This is a genomic window from Streptomyces sp. NBC_00078 (genome assembly GCF_026343335.1).
Lineage (GTDB): Bacteria > Actinomycetota > Actinomycetes > Streptomycetales > Streptomycetaceae > Streptomyces.
Map to the genome: position 1 here is coordinate 5,714,977 of NZ_JAPELX010000001.1, position 18,975 is coordinate 5,733,951.

Here is an 18,975-nt window from a genome sequence, read left to right on the forward strand (position 1 = left end):
TCACTTCTTGCCGGGAGGCGCGTACTCCTTGAGGTAGTGAGCGACGCGGGCGCAGTAGGCGCGGTACTGCGGGGGAACACCGCCCGCGGCGTTCACCTTCTTGTACGAGGTCCGGTAGGCGGCGGCGAGCAGCACGCGGCGGTCCCCCGGCAGGGAGGTGTTCAGCAGCGGTTCCATGTAGCACAGGTAGCGGCCCATGGCCGGGATGGACACCGAGGGCGACAGGGGCGGCGTCGGGGTCGCCGAGGCGGGCACACCGTCCGGGCGGATCCACCAGCGCAGCACACCGGGGGTCCAGCGGGCGATGCCGTATTCGCCGCCGTCCACGGACGGGTCGGAGAGGTTCGGGTCGAAGTCGCTCTCCACCTTCAGCATCGCCGCGATGAGCACCGGGGAGACCTCCCGCTGAAGGCAGTCGTGGGCCGAGTCGACGATGAGGTGGCGGTACCGCACCGGGACGCCCTTGTCCGTTCGGAGTTCGGAGGCGCCGTAGGCGGCGGCTCCCGCGACCGCCTTGCCGTCGTCCGGCCCCGAGTCGGCCCAGTTGCTGATGCCGTAACCGAGTGCCGCCACGGCCACCGTCGCCACCGCCGATCCCAGTGCCACCGCGGAGCGGCGCCGGCGGGACAGCAGCAGCCTGGGCAGCCGGGGCGGGCGTCCCGTGCCGGCCGCCTCCTCGACCCGGCGCAGCAGCGCGTCGGTGCCGACGCGGTCCGCGTGCGTACGGGACAGGCAGTCCCGCACGATCTCCCGCCAGGCGTCCGGGAGTTCGGGGGACAGACGCAGCTCGTCGGTGCCGCGCGCGTAGGCGGCGGCCGCGTCGCGGCGGGCGGTCGGGGTGCCGCCGGGCAGCGGGAAGGAGCCGGTGAGGACGAGGTGGGCGAGGACACCGAACGCCCAGACGTCGGCGGAGGGCCGGATCTGGCGGCCGCGTGCGCCGATCTCCGACCACAGCAGCTCGGGCGGCGTGTAGTCGGGGGTGGAGAACGCGGGCGTGTACGCGTGGGTGCCCTCCAGCTCCGCGGCCATGTTGAAGTCCGCCAGCCGTACCGAACCGTCCTTCATCAGCAGCACGTTGGCCGGTTTCAGGTCGCCGTGCACCCAGCCGGCGCGGTGCAGCTGGGCCAGCCCCTCGCAGATCTGCGCGAGCAGCGCGGGCCCCGCGGCCGGGCGGGGCGTGGCCGAGAGCTGGGCGGACAGGGAGCGTTCCGCCCTCTCCAGTACGAGGACGGTGGCGCCGTCGAGGGCGGGGCGGGACGGGTCGTCGACGGTGAGGGTCTCGTACATCCGGATGAGGCGCGGACGTCTGAGTCTGCGGTGCAACGCGACCTCGCGCTCGACGAGTTCGCGCAGATGGGTCAGTTGGCGCGGGGTGCCCGTGCCGGTGGGCAGGAACTTCAGGGCGGTCGTGCGGGGCAGCTCCTCGCCGGCCACGTCGGCCGTGCGCCGCGCCTCGTACACGCTCCCGAAGGCGCCGGTCGCGATCGGCTCCCGTACCTCCCAGACGCCCACCCGGTACCCCTTGGGCACCGGCACGGCGTACGGCTCGGTCACCGGCCCGGCCGGCCGGAGGACGGGGCGGCCAGGACGGCCAGGTCGTCCTCCCGGACGAGGTCGAAGCGGAGCGCGAGCGAGACCAGCGACTCCTTCTTGCCGTTGAGGCGCGGGCCGGTGTCGGCTTCGTCCGGGCCGGGCTTCAGGCGCAGCTTCACCGCGAGGTAGTCGATGTTCCACTGCACCGAAGTGCGGGACGCGGCCGGCCAGTTCGGGCGCAGCCGGTCCACGACCTGGTCCACCGTCGGCAGCGCGGCATGCGGTTCGCCCCTCAGGCGGGGTTCGCACAGGGCGGCGAGGACCGCGAAGTAGCGCTTGGTGCGGTCGACGGCGAAGGCGGGGGCGGTGGTCGCGCCGTCGAATCCGCCGTCGGAGTGGAGGTAGTCGTGGCGCGGCGCCCACACCTCGACCGCCAGCAGGTCACCCGCGGCGGGCAGCACGATCCGCGAGAACTCGAAGGGGACCGGTGCGTCGAGACGGCCCGGCCCGACCTTGATGTGCTCGCCCGCGCCCTCCGGGTTCTCCACGACGTACGTCTGCACGCGGCTGAGGTTGCTCAGTATCCAGAAGGCGCCCTGTGCGGTGATCTCGCCGGCGCGGCGGGACACCCCGTCGTGCGGGATCGTCACGTCGACGTCGTCCGCCGAACGCCCGAAGGTCAGCCGCTCGCCAGGTGCGAGCCGGAACTGGTTGCGTTTTCGCTCGTCCTCCGTGGTCGGCGGAGGTACCACGATGATGCTGTACAAGGTGCGTCTCCCGTGCCTGCCGGCTACCTACGTCAGAGTAGGGCGACGCGCGAGGGCCGTGTCCCCCTTGTGCAGCGTGAGACACGGCCCTTGACGTGAATGGCGTGAACTGTGTCAGTAGCGCGGGCGGTTGAACCAGGCCGAGGCCGCGCCGTTCACCATCGCACCGAGGATGATGCCGGCGATGGCGAGCGAGATCAGGCCGCCGAACGTGGCGGAGCCGTTCGCACCGTTCGCCATGTTGACGATCCCGCCGAGGATCATCAGCGACGCGTACACGATCGTGGTGATGCGGATGCCGCTGCCGCCGTTCTTGAACTTGACGCCCAGGAAGATCGAGAGGGCGCCCAGGCCCACCAGGAGTGCCGCGACCAGGAAGCCGAGCCCGGCCAGCGTGTCCGTGTCGTCGCCGGAGCCGACGCCGTTGGACAGGTCCTGGGCGGCGCCGATGGCGAGACCCGCGATGATGCCGAACAGGATCTGGAAGCCCGCCAGGATGAAGAGCAGCACGCGCGCGGTCTTCATCAGGCCGGGCATCTCGGCCGGCATCTGCATGCCGCCCGGGTAGCCGGGGTAGGCCGGCTGCTGCGGGTAGCCATAACCGGGCTGCTGCGGAGCGCCCTGCGGGTAGCCGTATCCGGGCTGGTTCGGGGGAGCCTGCGGCGGGTAGCCGGGCGGCGGGCTCTGGGGCTGGCCCTGCGGGGGACCGTAGGGGTTGTTCGGGTCGCCGAAACTCATGGCGGGATTTCCTCCGTTGCCTTGTGCAGGGACGAGGCGCGGCAGGTGTGGAGGAAGTTCTACAGAGCGGTACGTCCCCCCGGTACTGTCCGCGGCACTGTGCTGCTCATCGTTCTTTAACAGTCTCTTACTTGTCCAGGGGCATTCCGTAGGTGTTGTGCAAGTGCAACCTTGTTGATCTTAGAAAGTGGCTCATGGCCGGATACGGGCGAACGTGCGGCATGCCCTCTTCAGGCCCCGGATCAGGCCCCGGATCAGGCCCCGGATCAGGCCCCGGATTGGAACCGGGGGGCGGTCATCCGCGAGGATGGGGCCATGACCGCCCAGATTCTCGATGGCAAGGCCACCGCAGCCGCGATCAAGTCCGATCTGACCGCCCGCGTGGCGGCGCTGAAGGAGAAGGGCGTCACGCCCGGCCTCGGCACGATCCTCGTCGGTAACGACCCCGGCAGCCAGAAGTACGTCGCCGGCAAGCACCGCGACTGTGCGCAGGTCGGCATCGCCTCGATCCAGCGCGAACTGCCGGAGACTGCGACGCAGGAGGAGATCGAGGCCGTCGTACGGGAGCTGAACGAGGACCCGGCCTGCACCGGTTACATCGTCCAGCTGCCGCTGCCCAGGGGCATCGACGAGAACCGGATCCTGGAGCTCATGGACCCGGACAAGGACGCCGACGGCCTGCACCCGATGAACCTGGGCCGTCTGGTCCTCAACGAGCCCGCCCCGCTGCCCTGCACCCCCAACGGTGTCCTCACCCTGCTGCGCCGCTACGGCGTCGAGATCAAGGGCGCCGAGGTCGTGGTCGTAGGCCGCGGTGTCACCATCGGCCGCCCGATGCCGCTGCTGCTCACCCGCCGCAGCGAGAACGCGACTGTGACCCAGTGCCACACCGGCACCCGCGACCTCGCCTCCCACCTCAAGCGCGCGGACATCATCGTCGCGGCGGCGGGCTCGGCCCATCTGATCCGGCCCGAGGACGTCAAGCCGGGCGCGGCCGTCCTCGACGTCGGTGTCTCGCGCAGTGCCGAGGGCAAGATCGTGGGCGACGTCCACCCGGGCGTCGCCGAGGTGGCCGGCTGGATCTCGCCGAACCCGGGCGGTGTCGGCCCGATGACCCGTGCGCAGCTGCTCGTCAACGTGGTCGAGGCGGCGGAGCGCAGTGCCGGCTGAGGCGAAGGGCCCCGGGCGGGCGGCGAGGGAGACCGGGCGCGAGGTGAACCATCCCGAGCAGCAGGCGAAGGAGACCGGGCGCGAGGTGAACCACCCCGAGCAGCAGGCGGAGGAGACCGTTCGCGACGCGATCAGCGCCCCGGACGCCGAGGGGAAGCCGCGCCGCACGACCCGCCGCTTCCCGCTGTTCACGAAGGACACCGCGCGCCCCGAGGGCGGCGGCCGGGCCGCCCCGGGTGACGCCCCCGCGCCCGCCCGGCAGTGGCCGATCCTCGCCGTCCTCGGCCTGGTCGCGCTCGGTCTGCTGCTGACCGCGCTCGACGCCTTCCGCTACGGCACCCTGCTGATCGGCATCGCCCTGGTGGCAGGCTCCGTGCTGCGCTGGTTCCTGCCCGACGTCGGCATGCTCGCCGTGCGCTCCCGCTTCACGGACATCGTCACCTACGGCCTGCTGGGCACGGCGATCGTCCTGCTGGCGATGATGGTGCAGCCGAACCCGTGGCTGCAGATCCCGTTCCTGAAGGACACGCTGCACTTCACCGTGAGCAGCGGCTAGCCGCCGCGGGGAACGTCTCACGACGACGGCCCGTCCTCTCCCCCGAGAAGGACGGGCCGTCGCCGAACCCACCCTCGTGCAGGGCGAACTGCCTGTTCAACGGCTGTCAGAGCGCTGTGGCACGGAGGTGACCGTTCCGCAACGCGGGAACCATCGGCGGGTCTGAGTCGTCACCTGGTCAGAGCCGGTAATGCGAGGAACGCCGCGGAGGTGGGCGATGGGCGGCTGGCAGCCGCTGGCGGAGGATCTGCCGCCGGAGGTGCGGCACTTCGTGGAGCAGCTGCGGCTCCTCAAGGACCGTACGGGGCTCAGCCTCGTCTCCCTCGGCGCCCGCACCGCGTACAGCAAGTCCTCCTGGCACCGCTACCTCAACGCCACCCAGCCCCCGCCCCGGCAGGCGGTCCTCGCCCTGTGCCGGATCGCGGGCCTGGCCGACGCGGATGCCGAACGCTTCGCCGTGCGCTGGGAACTGGCCGTCAAGGCCTGGCCGCGCCCGGCGAGACCCGCCGGTGGGGAGAGCGCGACCGAGTACGAGGACGACCCCACCCTGCCGTGGTGGGACACCCCCGAACAGGACAGCGGCCGCAGACCCGGCGCCTGGCCGCTGCTCTACGCCGCGCTGCTGCTCCTCCTCATGCTGCTGGTCCTCGCCGTGGGTGCCGTCCTCCTCGGGTGAGTTGCCCACGCGGGTGAGTTGCCCGTGAGTGGGGTGGATACGTCCGTGACATGTGGGGTTGTCCATGTGTGCCTGCTGTGTCGATGTATTGACAAGTTTGCGGATTTGACACGGGATTGTGCGATGAGCGGGCTAGCGTGGGCGCGTCCGGCCGGGCGGCGGAGGGGGCCGCCGGTGGGACACTGGACCACGGCCGGTTCGGCGTGCAACCGTGCATGCCGCGCGCCTCGAACGCTCCCGTGCGCCCCCATCCCGGGAACTGAGATCCTTACCGGGCGCATCCCTGTGGGTAGCCAGAACGGGCACCACGCGCGGGGGACGCGAGGAAAACCAGCACAACCGGGGGAAGAGGGGGGAAGCAATGCCTCGTTGGAGGGCCTTGCCGGACGAACTCGATCCACAGGTCAGGGAGTTCGCGAGCCAGCTGCGCCGGCTCGTGGACCGCAGCGGCCTGAGTATCGCGTCGGTGGCCGACCGTACGGGCTACAGCAAGACGTCCTGGGAGCGGTATCTGAACGGCCGGCTGCTCGCGCCCAAGGGCGCGATCGTGGCGCTGGCGGAGGTCACGGGTACCAACCCGATTCATCTGACGACCATGTGGGAGCTCGCCGAGCGTGCCTGGAGCCGTTCGGAGATGCGTCACGACATGACCATGGAGGCCATCCGGATATCCCAGGCGCGCGCCGCGCTCGGTGAGTTCGGGGCGCCGCCCGCCAACGCCAAGGGGAGCAGGACGGCCCGCAGGTCCGGCAGCGCGACGGCGACGCCGGGGATCGCGGGCCCGGCCGGGGTGGCACCGACGGTGCCGCCGCAGCCGAGGGCGCCGGACGCACAGGACTCGGCGGGTACCTCTCCCGCCGCTCCCGTCGACTCTCCGGCCCCCTCTCCCGCCCGTTCCCCGGCTCCTCCCGCGGGGAGTTCCTCCGGCGCGAACTCGTGGGGGGTGGCCGGATACCGGGGCCCCGCGCAGTCCGCCGCGCGCACTCCCGGAGCCGCGACACCGAAGCCGACACCGGCGCCGGGCCCGGTGGCCGACGGTCCGGGCTGGACGCCGGGGACGCCGAGCCCGTTCGGCGAGCCGCCGCAGGGCCCGCCGCCCGCTGGGAACTCCTCCACCGGCGGGGGCAGGCGCAGGCTGACGATGTTCCTCGCGGGTGCCGTGGGCGTGCTGGTTGTGATCGCGGCGGTGTTCTACCTGACCGACAACGGCTCGGACAAGAAGAACGAGGGCGGCGGCTCGCCGTCGCCGTCCGTCAGCGCACAGACCAACCTGCCGCCCGGCGTGAAGTGCAGCGGCGCCTCCTGCACCGGCAAGGACGCCGAGGCCATGGGCTGCACCAAGGACACCGCCGCGGTGACCACCGCCAAGACCGCCGTCGTCGGCACGGTCACGGTCGAGGTGCGGTACAGCAAGACGTGCGGTGCGGCCTGGGGTCGTATCACCCAGGCCGTTCAGGGGGACTCCGTCCAGGTGACCGCGGGCGGTGCCAGGCAGGACGACAGCATCACCGCGGCGGGGGACAACATCGCCTACACGCCGATGGTCGCCGTGAAGGACGCGGGCGAGGCGAAGGCGTGCGCGACGCTGGCTTCCGGTCAGAAGGGCTGCACGCAGTAGCGCGAGGGAAAGGCGCGGTGGAAAGGAGGGGGGCGGCCGCCCGTCCGGGAGAGGGGGGACTGGGGCGGCCGCCCATGGGGGGTACCGACTGTGCCGGACTCCCGTGGGGGTAACGTTCGCGTGCCCGGGATGGGGGCGACTATTCCTGCCGCTCCGGAATTCTTTGCCGCCCCCGGATTTCTTCGTGCCGGGGCGTGCTGTGGGCTGGGCCACACGGACCCGGACGACCGGGATCCCGGATGCGCGATAGCCTGACCGGTGGATCTCTTGATACCAAGAGATCGATCATTTGTACGTCCGCGCACCCCAGGGCAAGGACGCCCACCGCCAGCTGTCATACGGAGAACGCCATGACCCGCACTCCCGTGAACGTCACCGTCACCGGCGCGGCCGGCCAGATCGGTTACGCCCTGCTCTTCCGCATCGCCTCCGGCCAGCTGCTCGGCGCGGACGTGCCGGTCAAGCTGCGCCTGCTGGAGATCACGCCCGCGCTGAAGGCCGCCGAGGGCACCGCGATGGAGCTCGACGACTGCGCCTTCCCGCTGCTCCAGGGCATCGACATCACGGACGACCCGAACGTCGCCTTCGACGGCACCAACGTCGGCCTGCTCGTCGGCGCCCGCCCCCGCACCAAGGGCATGGAGCGCGGTGACCTCCTGCAGGCCAACGGCGGCATCTTCAAGCCGCAGGGCAAGGCAATCAACGACAACGCCGCGGACGACGTCAAGATCCTGGTCGTGGGCAACCCGGCCAACACCAACGCGCTGATCGCCCAGGCCGCGGCCCCGGACGTACCGGCCGAGCGCTTCACCGCGATGACCCGCCTCGACCACAACCGCGCGCTGACCCAGCTCGCGAAGAAGACGGGCTCCTCGGTCGCCGACATCAAGCGCCTGACCATCTGGGGCAACCACTCCGCCACCCAGTACCCCGACGTCTTCCACGCCACGGTCGCCGGCAAGAACGCCGCCGAGACCGTGAACGACGAGAAGTGGCTGGCCGAGGAGTTCATCCCGACCGTCGCCAAGCGCGGTGCCGCGATCATCGAGGCCCGTGGCGCGTCCTCCGCCGCGTCCGCCGCCAACGCCGCCATCGACCACGTGTACACCTGGGTCAACGGCACCGCGGACGGCGACTGGACCTCCATGGGTATCCCGTCGGACGGCTCCTACGGCGTCCCCGAGGGTCTGATCTCCTCGTTCCCGGTCACCACCAAGGACGGCCGGTACGAGATCGTCCAGGGCCTGGACGTCAACGAGTTCTCGCGCGCCCGCATCGACGCCTCCGTGAAGGAGCTCGAGGAGGAGCGCGAGGCGGTCCGCGGTCTCGGCCTCATCTGAACCTGCTGAGCCCTTACGGCTTTACGGTTCTGTCACGACCCTGCACGGGCCCCGTTCCGGTTTCCTGCCGGAACGGGGCCCGTCGCCCTTTTCACCGCTACCGTCAGAAGCGGTACCCAATGGGGTGATTCGGGGGGCGTGTCATGAGTGAACGGGACGGCTTCGACGGCAGCCGCGGTGACCGTCGTGATGACGGCCGTGGCGACGGCCGCAACCCCGCTTCCGGTCCGGAGCGTGAACCGAGCGAGGAGAGAGGCCAGGCGGCCTGGGCCGCCCAGCAGCCGGGAGCGGCGCCGCCGTGGGCCTCGGCACAGACCCAGACGAGCCAGTCCCCACCGCCCTGGGCGTCCGCCGACACCTACACGGGCAGGCCCGTGCCGTCGGCGGGGTCGTCGTGGCCGCCACCACCGCCCCTACCCCCGCTCCCAGGCGCAGGGCCTGGACCGGCACCGGCGCCGATGACCGTCCTCACTCCGGCGGCCGTACCCGCTGCCCGCCGCGGAGCCCGCGGCCTGCTGCTCGCGCTGACTCTCGTGGTGGTCGTCGGTGCGGGCGCCGGAGCCGGCTTCTGGTATCTCACCCGCCACAACTCGACCGGAACCGGGGCCAGTTCGGCGACGAGCGTCAGCGTCACGGGTACCACCACGCAGTCGCAGACCCGGACGCCGACCCCCACTCCCACCGACACCGGCACCCCGACGACCTCGACGTTCGCGTCCCCGTCGCCCTCGGTCGGCTACCGCCGCGCCGAGGATCCCGTCGGCTACACGCTCGACGTCCCGGATGGCTGGACCCGTCGTCAGACACAGGGCAAACTCGCGCCGATCGTCTACTACGACGCTCCGGGCGGCAGTCGGCAGCTGCAGATCTTCAAGGTCACCGAGGACACCCCCTACGATTCGCTGACCCTCGCGGAGACCGACCCCGGCTACGGCTTCGCGAAGCAGCCCGGCTACCAGGCCCTGGAGCGCGACCGCGGCGACACCTGGGCCGAACTGTCGTACCGCTACAAGGACAGGGACAAGGGCGCCCGCCAGGTCATCGACCACCGCTTCCGGGCCGCCGACGGCACGCTGTACGCGATCCGCTCCAGCGGGCCCGCGGATCTGGACCCCGCACGTGTGCGGCAGCCGCTGGCGACGGCGGTGCGGTTCTTCTGCCCGACCGGAGCGCAGTGCACGTAGGCGCGCTGCTTGAGCCCGCGCCTGCCGGGCGACGCAGGCGGTCCCGCCCGGTTCGGGAGCCGGACGCCGCACCGCATCCGGGACTGAAGTCCCGTCCCTGACCAGCCCGTCGAGCCGGCCGGAGTGGGCCGGCGGCAGCCGCTCCGCCGCGGCCTCCGTCCCCACACACCCCGCCACCCGCGCCTGTCGCCCGGCCCGGCGGGCATCGAGCCGAACGCCGGCCCGGACAGGGCGTCGCCCTCGACGCGCAGGCGGCGGATACGGCCGGCGACGGGCTGCTCGGCATCGGAACTGGTGGTCGGGGAAGGGGAGTCGGGAATCAGGGCGGGACCGGACGTGACGTACGCGGCGGACCCGGAGGCCGGTGTCGACGCCGCGCTCGCCGGACTCGGCCTGGAGCGCCGGATGGTCAGGAGGTCGGTCCCAGTCGCTTCTCGAACCAGTGGGCGGCGTAGACGTGGTCCACGTACGCCGGGATCTCCGTGTACCCGGACGCCCGGTACATGGCCTGCGCCTCGGTGAGGGTGGCATGCGTGTCGAGTCGTACGACGGTGAGGCCACGGGCCGCGGCCGCACCCTCCAGGGCGTCGAGGATCCGCCGTGCGAGGCCGAGCCGCCGTGCCTCCCGGTGCACCCACACGTGCCGGATCTCGCCCACCCCCGGCTTCAGCCGGCGCAGCGCGCCACAGCCCACCGGCCGGCCTTCCTCGTACGCGACGAAGAACGCGCCCGCGTCCCCCGACACCTCCTGCGGCTCCACCAGGTCGGACTTGTCGAAGCCCTCCGGGAAACGTTCGTCGATGTCGGCGGCGTACGCGTCCAGGCAGGCGCGGGCGTCCGGGGAGGCGCCGTCGGCGTGCTCGACGGTGATGCCGGCCAGGCGCAGCAGGCGCTGTGCTGTGGCCATCGCCTCGATGAGCTGCACGCGCCGGCCGGGGCTCAGGGCGTCCAGGAGCCCGGCCGCGAGCGCGTCGGCCCGGCGGTTCTGCTCATGGACCTCGGCGCGTCCGGCGGGGGTGGGCTCGATCATGCGCAGCCGGTTGTCGTCCGGGTGGACGCCGACCCGGACCAGCCCCTGCGCCTCCAGCGCCTTCACCATCCGGCTCAGATATCCGGCGTCGAGTCCCAGGGTCTCGCGCAGCTCGCGCAGGGAGATCCGGCCCCGGCTCTCGGCGATCTCGAACAGCAGCCGGGCCTCGCCGAGCGGGCGGTCCTGGCCGAGGTAGTGGTCGTCGAGCGCCCCGATACGGCGCGTGAAGTAGCGGTTGAAGCGGCGGAGGGCCGCCACGTCCTGTGCCGACACCGGCTCCAACGTCCCTGGCTCCACCGTCACGGGCTCCATGGTTCTTTGACTTTAGTCAAAGGTTTCTCGGGGAGTCCATGGTTCGGACCGATTTAGGTGGTCGTTCGTCCCTATTTGCCCGCATTCTCAGTGACACGGAGCACTTTAAGCCACGGATTGCGCATGCATCCGAGGGCGAAGGGCAGGCGATCACGGTCCTCATGAGTGACAGCAGTGTCACTCAGAGGCACTGAACTGGAACGGAAGGCAACACGGATCATGGCGGACCGAGCGAAAACCCTAGAGCTGGACGCGCAGGCGACCATCCACGTGGCGGGGGAATGGCGAGCAGCCGTCTCCGGCGCCACGCGCGAGATTCTCGACCCCGCGGACGGTCAGGCCTTCGCTCTGGTCGCGGAGGGCGACGAAAAGGACACGGACCTGGCGGTCGCGGCGGCCCGCCAGGCCTTCGACCACGGCGAGTGGCCGCGCACCCCCGTGGCCGCGCGTGCCGCTGTGCTGCGCCGCGTCGCCGACCTCCTGGTGCGCGACCGCGAGCGGCTCGGGCTGCTGGAGAGCCGCGACGCCGGCAAGACCGTCGAAGAGGGCCGGATCGACATCGACTGCGTCGCCGACGCCTTCCGCTACTTCGCCGACCTGGTCGCCGGCGAGGCCCCGGGCCGGGTCGTCGACGCGGGCTCGCCCGACGTCCACAGCGTCGTCGTACACGAACCCGTCGGTGTCTGCGCGCTGATCACGCCCTGGAACTACCCGCTTCTGCAGGCCAGTTGGAAGATCGCCCCCGCCCTCGCGGCCGGCAACACCTTTGTGGTCAAGCCGAGCGAGATCACCCCGCTGACCACGATCGCCCTCATCGACCTGCTCTCCGAGGCCGGGCTCCCCGTCGGTGTCGCGGGTATCGTCACCGGCCCCGGCCACTCGGTCGGCGCCCGTCTGGCCGAGCACCCCGACGTCGACCTGGTCTCCTTCACCGGCGGCCTGGCGAGCGGCACCAAGGTCGCGCAGGCCGCGGCGCCGAGCGTGAAGAAGGTGGCCCTCGAACTCGGCGGCAAGAACCCCAACGTCGTCTTCGCCGACGCCTGCGCCACGGAGGAAGGGTTCGACACGGCCGTCGACCAGGCCCTGAACGCCGCCTTCATTCACAGCGGCCAGGTCTGCTCGGCCGGTGCCCGCCTCATCGTCGAGGAGTCCGTGCGGGAACGCTTCGTCGCCGAACTCGCCCGCCGGGCAAGCCGGATCCGCCTCGGCCGCGGCACCGAGGACGCCGTGGAATGCGGTCCCCTCGTCTCCGAGCAGCAGCGCGCCAAGGTCGAGGAGTACGTCGCCTCCGCGCTGGCGGAGGGCGCGGTGCTGCGCACCGGCGGCAGGCGGCCCGAGGCGGCGCCGGAGCGGCCCGCCGGCGGCTACTTCTACGAGCCGACGATCCTCGACCAGTGCCACCGCGCGATGCGCGTCGTACGCGAGGAGGTCTTCGGCCCCGTCCTCACCGTCGAGACCTTCCGCACCGAGGACGAGGCGGTCGCCCTCGCCAACGACACCGAGTACGGCCTCGCGGGCGGCGTCTGGAGCGCCGACGCCGGCCGGGCCCGCCGGGTCGCCGGCCGGCTGCGGCACGGCACCGTCTGGATCAACGACTTCCACCCCTACCTGCCGCAGGCGGAGTGGGGCGGCTTCGGCAAGAGCGGCGTCGGCCGCGAACTCGGCCCCGCCGGCCTCGCCGAGTACCGCGAGACCAAGCACGTCTACCAGAACCTCGCGCCGAAGCCGGTGCGCTGGTTCGCGGGCTGAGCCGCACCTCACGACCGTTCCCCCACCCCCTTTGGAGCACCACCCCCCATGTCCGAGAACACGCAGGTCTACGACTACGTCGTCATAGGCGGCGGCACGGCAGGGTCCGTCATCGCCTCCCGACTCACCGAGAACCCGGACGTCACCGTCGCCGTCATCGAGGGCGGCCCCAGCGACGTCGGCCGCGAGGACGTGCTGACGCTGCGCCGCTGGATGGGCCTCCTGGGCGGCGAGCTGGACTACGACTACCCCACCACCGAGCAGCCCCGCGGCAACTCCCACATCCGGCACAGCCGTGCCCGTGTCCTCGGCGGCTGCTCCTCCCACAACACGCTCATCGCCTTCAAGCCGCTGCCCTCCGACTGGGACGAGTGGGAGGAGGCCGGCGCCAAGGGCTGGGGCGCGGTGCCCATGGAGGCGTACTACGCCCGGCTGCTCAACAACATCGTCCCGGTCGACGAGAAGGACCGGAACGCCATCGCCCGGGATTTCGTCGACGCCGCTCAGCACGCGACGGGGGTTCCCCGGGTCGAGGGCTTCAACCGTGCGCCGTTCACCGACGGTGTCGGTTTCTTCGACCTCGCCTACCACCCCGAGGACAACAAGCGGTCGTCGGCGTCGGTGGCGTACCTGCACCCCGTGATGGACGAGCGCCAGAACCTGACGATCCTCCTGGAGACCTGGGCGCACCGGCTGGAGCTGAACGGCACCCGCGCCGAGGGGGTGCACGTCCGCACGAAGGACGGCGAGGAGATCCTCGTACGGGCCCGCAACGAGGTCCTGCTCTGCGCCGGCGCCGTCGACTCCCCCCGCCTGCTGATGCACTCCGGCATCGGCCCCCGAGAGGACCTCGAAGCGCTCGGCATACCCGTGGCGCACGACCTGCCCGGCGTCGGTGAGAACCTCCTGGACCACCCCGAATCGGTGATCGTCTGGGAGACGAACGGCCCGATCCCGGAGAACTCCGCGATGGACAGCGACGCCGGACTGTTCGTGCGCCGCGACCCCGGACACGCGGGCCCGGACCTGATGTTCCACTTCTACCAGGTCCCCTTCACGGACAACCCCGAGCGCCTCGGCTACGAACGGCCGCCGTACGGCGTCTCGATGACCCCGAACATCCCCAAGCCGAAGAGCCGCGGCCGGCTGTACCTCACCAGCGCCGACCCGGCCGTGAAGCCGGCCCTCGACTTCCGCTACTTCACCGACGAGGACGACTACGACGGCCGCACCCTCGTCGACGGCATCCGCATCGCCCGCGAGATCGCGCGGACCGAGCCGCTCGCGGGCTGGCTCAAGCGCGAGGTGGCCCCCGGCCCGCACCTCACGAGCGACGAGGAGCTCAGCGAGTACGCCCGCAAGGTCGCCCACACCGTGTACCACCCGGCGGGCACCTGCCGTATGGGCGCCGCGGACGACCCGCAGGCCGTCGTCGACCCGGAGCTGAGGATCCGCGGCCTGGACGGGATCCGCATCGCCGACGCCTCCGTGTTCCCGACCATGACCGCCGTGAACCCGATGATCGGCGTGCTGATGGTCGGGGAGAAAGCCATAGACCTGATCGGAAGTGGTGCGTGATGCAAACGTCCGTCTTTTCCGTCGAAGGACTGTGGAAGGTGTTCGGCCCGAAGGCCGACCGCGTTCCCGCAGACCCCGAGCTGACCGCGCTGGAACCCGCCGAACTCCGCTCCCGCACCGGCTGCACCGCCGCCGTGCGCGACGTCTCGTTCGAGGTGCAGAAGGGCGAGGTCTTCGTGGTGATGGGCCTGTCCGGCTCCGGCAAGTCCACCCTTGTGCGCTGTCTGACCCGGCTGATCGAGCCGACGGCGGGGGCCATCGCCATCGACGGCGAGGACGTACGCGCCATGGACAAGACCCGGCTTCGCGAACTGCGCCGCCACCGCGCCGCGATGGTCTTCCAGCACTTCGGCCTGCTGCCGCACCGCACGGTCCTCGACAACGTGGCGTACGGCCTCGAGATCCAGGGCGTGAGCAAGGCCGAGCGGCGGGCGCGCGCCCAGGCGGTTGTCGACAAGGTCGGCCTGGACGGCCTGGAGCAGCGCCGCCCGGCCCAGCTGTCCGGCGGCCAGCGCCAACGCGTGGGCCTGGCCCGGGCGCTCGCGGTGGACCCCGAGGTCCTGCTGTTCGACGAGCCGTTCAGCGCGCTCGACCCGCTGATCCGGCGGGAGATGCAGGAGGAGGTGGTCCGACTGCACCGCGAGGAGGGCCGCACGATGGTCTTCATCACCCACGACCTCTCCGAGGCGCTGAAGCTGGGCGACCGCATCGCCCTGATGCGCGACGGCAGGGTGGTGCAGCTCGGCACCCCCGAGGAGATCGTCGGCAGCCCGGCCGACGACTACGTACGCGAGTTCGTCCGGGACGTGTCGCGCGAGCAGGTGATGACGGTACGCACGGCGATGCGGCCCGGGGGCTGCGACGCGGCCGAGCATCCCGGCGCGCTGGACCCCGGTGCGGTCGTCGCCGACGCGATCAAGGTCGTCGCCCGCAGCGGCAAGGCGGCCTGCGTCGTGGAGGACGGGCGCTGCCTCGGCGTCGTCGACCACGAAAGGCTCCTCGGCGTCGTCGCCGGAACGGAGCCGCGGAAGGAGGCGGTCTGATGGCCACGGTCACCGCATCCGCCCCGCGCGTCGCCCTCCCCGGTGTGCTGAAACGCCCCGCGGCCCGCAAGCTGCTGCTGCTCGCGCTCGCCGCGGCGATCCTCGTACCGCTGGCCAACGCCCGCTGGGCCAGCGGCAGTTGGCCCGACACCCTCACTGTCGACCTGACCAAGCCGCTCACCAGCACCAGCAACTGGATCATCGACAACCGGGACAGCCACCCCCTGTTCCTCTACTTCTTCGGCTACATCAGCAACGCGGTCGTGCTCTCCGTGCGCGCCGTGTATCTGGTGCTCCTCGCCGCGGGCTGGGCCGGCATCACGGCCCTTGGGGCCCTCGTCGCCTGGCGGGTCGCCGGAGTGCGGCTCGCGATCGGCACCGCCGCCGCCTTCCTCGCCTGCGGGCTGCTCGGCATGTGGGTGCCGACCATGCAGACCCTCGCGCTGATGGTGGTCGCCGTCCTCGTGTCGGTCGTCGTGGGAGCCCTGCTCGGCCTCGGCGCCGGACTCTCCGACCGCCTCGACCGGATCCTGCGACCGGTCCTCGACACCATGCAGGTGCTGCCGGCCTTCGCGTATCTGCTGCCGGTCGTGCTGGTCTTCGGCATCGGCGTCCCCGCGGCGGTCCTCGCCACCGTCGTCTACGCCGCCCCGCCCATGGCCCGCCTCACCTCCCTCGGTCTGCGCGGCGCCGACAAGGAGGTCCTTGAGGCGGTCGAGTCGCTCGGCGCCACCGCACCGCAGCGGCTGCTGACCGCCCGTATCCCACTGGCCCGCAAGGAACTTCTCCTCGGCCTGAACCAGACGATCATGATGGCGCTGTCGATGGCCGTCATCGCCTCCGTGATCGGCGCGGGCGGCCTCGGTGACCGGGTCTACCAGGCGCTGGCCTCCGTCGACGTCGGCGCGGCGCTCGCGGCCGGCATCCCGATCGTGCTGCTGGCCGTCGTACTGGACCGGATCACCGGCGCGGCGGCCGGCGGCAACGGAGAACCCCGGCGCACGACAGGCAACAGGGGCGGCACGCGACGCCTCGTGACGGGGCGGTGGCCGGGTGACGCGTGGGCGTACGCCCTTCTCGCCGTCGTGGTGGTGGCGGTCGTCGGCCGGCTGGCGGGCCGCCAGGACTGGCCCGCGTCCTGGAGCGTGAACATCGCCGAACCGGTCAACCGGGCCGTCGACTGGATGACCGCGCACCTGTACTCGGGCGTGCCCGTCGTGGGCGGCACCGCCGAGTGGGCGGGCCACTTCACCACCTGGGTGCTGGACCCCGTCCGCAGCGGCCTGCAGTGGCTGCCCTGGTGGTCGGTCCTGCTGCTGGTGGCGGCGCTCGCCTGGCTGATCGGTACTTGGCGCACCGCGCTCACCGCCGTCCTCGCCATGGCCGCGATCGGCGTGCTCGGAGTGTGGAAGCCGTCTCTCGACACGCTTTCCCAGGTCCTCGCCGCCGTCGCCGTCACCCTCGTCCTGGGCTTCGCGACCGGCATCGCGGCGGCCCGCAGCGACCGTTTCGAGCGACTGCTGCGCCCCGTCCTGGACGTCTTCCAGACGATGCCGCAGTTCGTGTACCTGATCCCGGTGGTCGCCCTGTTCGGAGTGGGCCGCGCGCCCGCCGCGGCGGCAGCCGTCGTCTACGCGCTTCCCGCCGTCGTTCGCATCACCACACAGGGCCTGCGCCAGGTCGACCCGGCCGCCCTGGAGTCGGCCCGCTCACTCGGCGCGACCCCCGCCCAGCAGCTGCGCCAGGTGCAACTCCCGCTCGCCCGGCCGGCGCTGCAGCTCGCCCTCAACCAGGGCGTGGTCCTCGTCCTCGCCGTCGTCGTCATCGGCGGCCTGGTCGGCGGAGGCGCCCTCGGCTACGACACCGTCTTCGGCCTGGCACAGGGCGACCTGGCGACCGGCCTGGTCGCGGGCGCCGCGATCGTCTGCCTCGGCCTGATGCTCGACCGGGTGACGCAGCCGACGGAACGCCGCGCCAAGAAGGGAGCGTGACATGCGACTTCGTACGACGACCGCGGTGGCCGTGGGGTCCTCGCTCCTGCTGCTCACCGGCTGCGGTGCCGCCGACATGACCAAGCAGGCCTCACCCTTCGCCAACGCGCAGGGCGCCAAGTCCGTGACCCTGTCCGTCCAGTCCTGGGTGGGCGCGCAGTCCAACGTCGCCGTCGCCCAGTACCTGCTGGAGCACAAGCTCGGCTACCGCGTCGACACCGTTCAGGTCGACGAGGTGCCCGCCTGGGACGCGCTCAGCCAGGGCCGGGTCGACGCGATCCTGGAGGACTGGGGCCACCCCGACCAGGAGAAGCGCTACGTCGACGACAAGAAGACGATCGCGCGCGCCGGCGGCCTGGGCGTCACCGGTCACATCGGCTGGTACGTGCCGACCTATCTGGTCAAGCAGCACCCCGACATCACGGACTGGAAGAACCTCAACAAGTACTCGTCCTCTTTCCGCACCGCGGAAAGCGGCGGCAAGGGCCAGCTGATGGACGGCTCACCGTCGTACGTCACCAACGACAAGGCGCTGGTGAAGAACCTGAAGCTGAACTACCAGGTGGTGTTCGCGGGTTCGGAGGCCGCCCAGATCACGCAGATGAAGCAGTTCGCGAAGGAGAAGAAGCCCTTCCTGACGTACTGGTACGCGCCGCAGTGGCTGTTCAAGAAGGTCCCGATGACCGAGGTGAAGCTGCCGCCGTACAAGGAGGGCTGCGACACGGACCCGGCGAAGGTGGCCTGCGCCTATCCGCACACCCCGCTGCAGAAGTACCTCAACGCCGACTTCTCGAAGAAGGGCGGCAAGGCGGCGGCCTTCCTCAGGAAGTTCAGGTGGACGACCGAGGACCAGAACGAGGTCTCCCTGATGATCGCCGACCAGAAGCTGTCGCCCGAACAGGCGGCGAAGAAGTGGGTGGACGGCCACGCGTCCACCTGGAAGGCGTGGCTGTCCTGATCACCGGCGCTTCTTCAGTTCGTCGGCCATCCCCCGCAGCGCCAGTGCAGCCCGGCGCTGCAGCAGCGGCCCGAACGTGATGCGGGTGGCCCCGAGTTCACCGAGTTCGGTGGGCGAGGGGCCCTTGCCGTCCAGCGTGCCGTGCATGTTGACCGGCCCCTGGATCCCGGACCGCAGAAGGGGCAGGACACTCGCCGGGGCGCCGATCGGATAGACGCAGTCGGCGCCCGCGGCGACGTACGACGCGGCCCGCTCGATGGCCCGGTCGGGGTCGGACACCCCGCGGACGAAGGTGTCGACGCGGGCGTTGACGAAGAGTTCGTCACCGGCCGCGGCCCGCACCTCCGCGAGCCAGTCCGCGTGTTTGTGGCGGTCCTTGAGCACACCCCCGTGCGAGTCCTCAAGGTTGCAGCCGACGGCCCCCGTCTCCAGCAGCCGCTCCACCAGCTCCCGGGGCGCGAGCCCGTATCCGTCCTCGATGTCCGCCGACACCGGTACGTCCACGGCCCGTACGATGCGCGCCACCGCGGCGAACATCTCGTCGGGGTGGGTTGCCCCGTCCTCGTACCGAGGGAGGCGGCGACGCCCGCGCTGGGCGTCGCGAGCGCGGGAAAACCGGCCTCGGCGAACACCCGGGCGCTCACCGCGTCCCAGGGGCCGGGCAGCACGAGCGGATCACCCGGGAGGCGGCCCCGGTGCAGCGTGCGAAAGATCTCGACCTTGCTCATGGCG

The 18,975-nt window shown here is 71.5% G+C and carries 15 protein-coding genes and 1 pseudogene; 11 read left to right on the forward strand and 5 right to left on the reverse strand.

What is annotated here, in order from left to right:
• The 3 genes from OOK07_RS26900 to OOK07_RS26910 all read right to left on the reverse strand — a co-directional run bounded on the left by OOK07_RS26900 (position 1) and on the right by OOK07_RS26910 (position 3,038).
• The gene (locus OOK07_RS26900; RefSeq protein ID WP_266798963.1) at positions 1-1,554 is read right to left on the reverse strand and encodes a protein kinase domain-containing protein; all 1,554 of its coding nucleotides are present in this window, start codon (positions 1,552-1,554) and stop codon (positions 1-3) included.
• Entirely contained in the window at positions 1,551-2,300 is a 750-nt protein-coding gene (locus OOK07_RS26905) for an FHA domain-containing protein (protein ID WP_266798964.1), read from the reverse strand. Before OOK07_RS26905 ends, OOK07_RS26900 begins: the two co-directional genes overlap by 4 nt.
• 114 nt (positions 2,301-2,414) lie before the next feature.
• A complete protein-coding gene (locus OOK07_RS26910; RefSeq protein WP_266684031.1) occupies positions 2,415-3,038 on the reverse strand; it encodes a hypothetical protein in 624 nt (207 codons plus the stop codon).
• Positions 3,039-3,353: 315 nt separating this feature from the next.
• On the opposite strand from OOK07_RS26910, the gene OOK07_RS26915 reads away from it, so the two are divergent.
• The 6 genes from OOK07_RS26915 to OOK07_RS26940 all read left to right on the forward strand — a co-directional run bounded on the left by OOK07_RS26915 (position 3,354) and on the right by OOK07_RS26940 (position 9,582).
• Entirely contained in the window at positions 3,354-4,208 is an 855-nt protein-coding gene (locus OOK07_RS26915) for a bifunctional methylenetetrahydrofolate dehydrogenase/methenyltetrahydrofolate cyclohydrolase (protein WP_266798966.1), read from the forward strand.
• A gap of 85 nt (positions 4,209-4,293) precedes the next feature.
• Positions 4,294-4,764 carry a DUF3017 domain-containing protein gene (locus OOK07_RS26920; RefSeq protein ID WP_266802026.1) on the forward strand — a complete coding sequence of 157 codons (471 nt, stop codon included), beginning with the start codon at positions 4,294-4,296 and terminating at the stop codon, positions 4,762-4,764.
• A gap of 217 nt (positions 4,765-4,981) precedes the next feature.
• Complete coding sequence (locus OOK07_RS26925) at positions 4,982-5,440, forward strand: helix-turn-helix domain-containing protein (RefSeq protein ID WP_266798968.1); 459 nt, start codon at positions 4,982-4,984, stop codon at positions 5,438-5,440.
• 361 nt (positions 5,441-5,801) lie between these two features.
• Complete coding sequence (locus OOK07_RS26930) at positions 5,802-7,058, forward strand: DUF2690 domain-containing protein (protein ID WP_266798970.1); 1,257 nt, start codon at positions 5,802-5,804, stop codon at positions 7,056-7,058.
• Positions 7,059-7,408: 350 nt separating this feature from the next.
• Positions 7,409-8,398, forward strand: coding sequence for a malate dehydrogenase (locus OOK07_RS26935; RefSeq protein WP_266798972.1), 990 nt, complete (start codon positions 7,409-7,411; stop codon positions 8,396-8,398).
• A 143-nt stretch (positions 8,399-8,541) separates the two neighbouring features.
• Positions 8,542-9,582 (forward strand): serine/threonine kinase C-terminal domain-containing protein, encoded by a 1,041-nt coding sequence (locus OOK07_RS26940; RefSeq protein WP_266798974.1) that lies wholly within the window; start codon positions 8,542-8,544, stop codon positions 9,580-9,582.
• A 409-nt stretch (positions 9,583-9,991) separates the two neighbouring features.
• Here OOK07_RS26940 and OOK07_RS26945 read toward each other — a convergent pair whose 3' ends face one another.
• Complete coding sequence (locus tag OOK07_RS26945; RefSeq protein WP_266798976.1) at positions 9,992-10,924, reverse strand: helix-turn-helix domain-containing GNAT family N-acetyltransferase; 933 nt, start codon at positions 10,922-10,924, stop codon at positions 9,992-9,994.
• A 219-nt stretch (positions 10,925-11,143) separates the two neighbouring features.
• Here OOK07_RS26945 and OOK07_RS26950 point away from each other — a divergent pair, with 219 nt between their 5' ends.
• From OOK07_RS26950 to OOK07_RS26970, 5 genes are read left to right on the forward strand one after another with little or no spacing between them, the layout of a single operon-like run.
• Entirely contained in the window at positions 11,144-12,673 is a 1,530-nt protein-coding gene (locus OOK07_RS26950) for an aldehyde dehydrogenase family protein (RefSeq protein WP_266798978.1), read from the forward strand.
• 48 nt (positions 12,674-12,721) lie between these two features.
• Positions 12,722-14,251 carry a GMC family oxidoreductase gene (locus OOK07_RS26955; RefSeq protein WP_266798980.1) on the forward strand — a complete coding sequence of 510 codons (1,530 nt, stop codon included), beginning with the start codon at positions 12,722-12,724 and terminating at the stop codon, positions 14,249-14,251.
• The gene (locus OOK07_RS26960) at positions 14,251-15,294 is read left to right on the forward strand and encodes a quaternary amine ABC transporter ATP-binding protein (protein ID WP_266798982.1); all 1,044 of its coding nucleotides are present in this window, start codon (positions 14,251-14,253) and stop codon (positions 15,292-15,294) included. The genes OOK07_RS26955 and OOK07_RS26960 overlap by 1 nt, the downstream gene beginning before the upstream one ends.
• Positions 15,294-17,285, forward strand: a complete 1,992-nt coding sequence (locus tag OOK07_RS26965) for an ABC transporter permease (protein WP_266798984.1) — start codon at positions 15,294-15,296, stop codon at positions 17,283-17,285. The genes OOK07_RS26960 and OOK07_RS26965 overlap by 1 nt, the downstream gene beginning before the upstream one ends.
• A 1-nt stretch (position 17,286) precedes the next feature.
• Positions 17,287-18,243, forward strand: a complete 957-nt coding sequence (locus OOK07_RS26970; protein WP_266798986.1) for an ABC transporter substrate-binding protein — start codon at positions 17,287-17,289, stop codon at positions 18,241-18,243.
• Here the strand turns inward: OOK07_RS26970 and OOK07_RS26975 are convergent.
• Positions 18,244-18,971, reverse strand: a pseudogene (locus OOK07_RS26975) (isocitrate lyase/PEP mutase family protein).
• Positions 18,972-18,975: the final 4 nt, after the last annotated feature.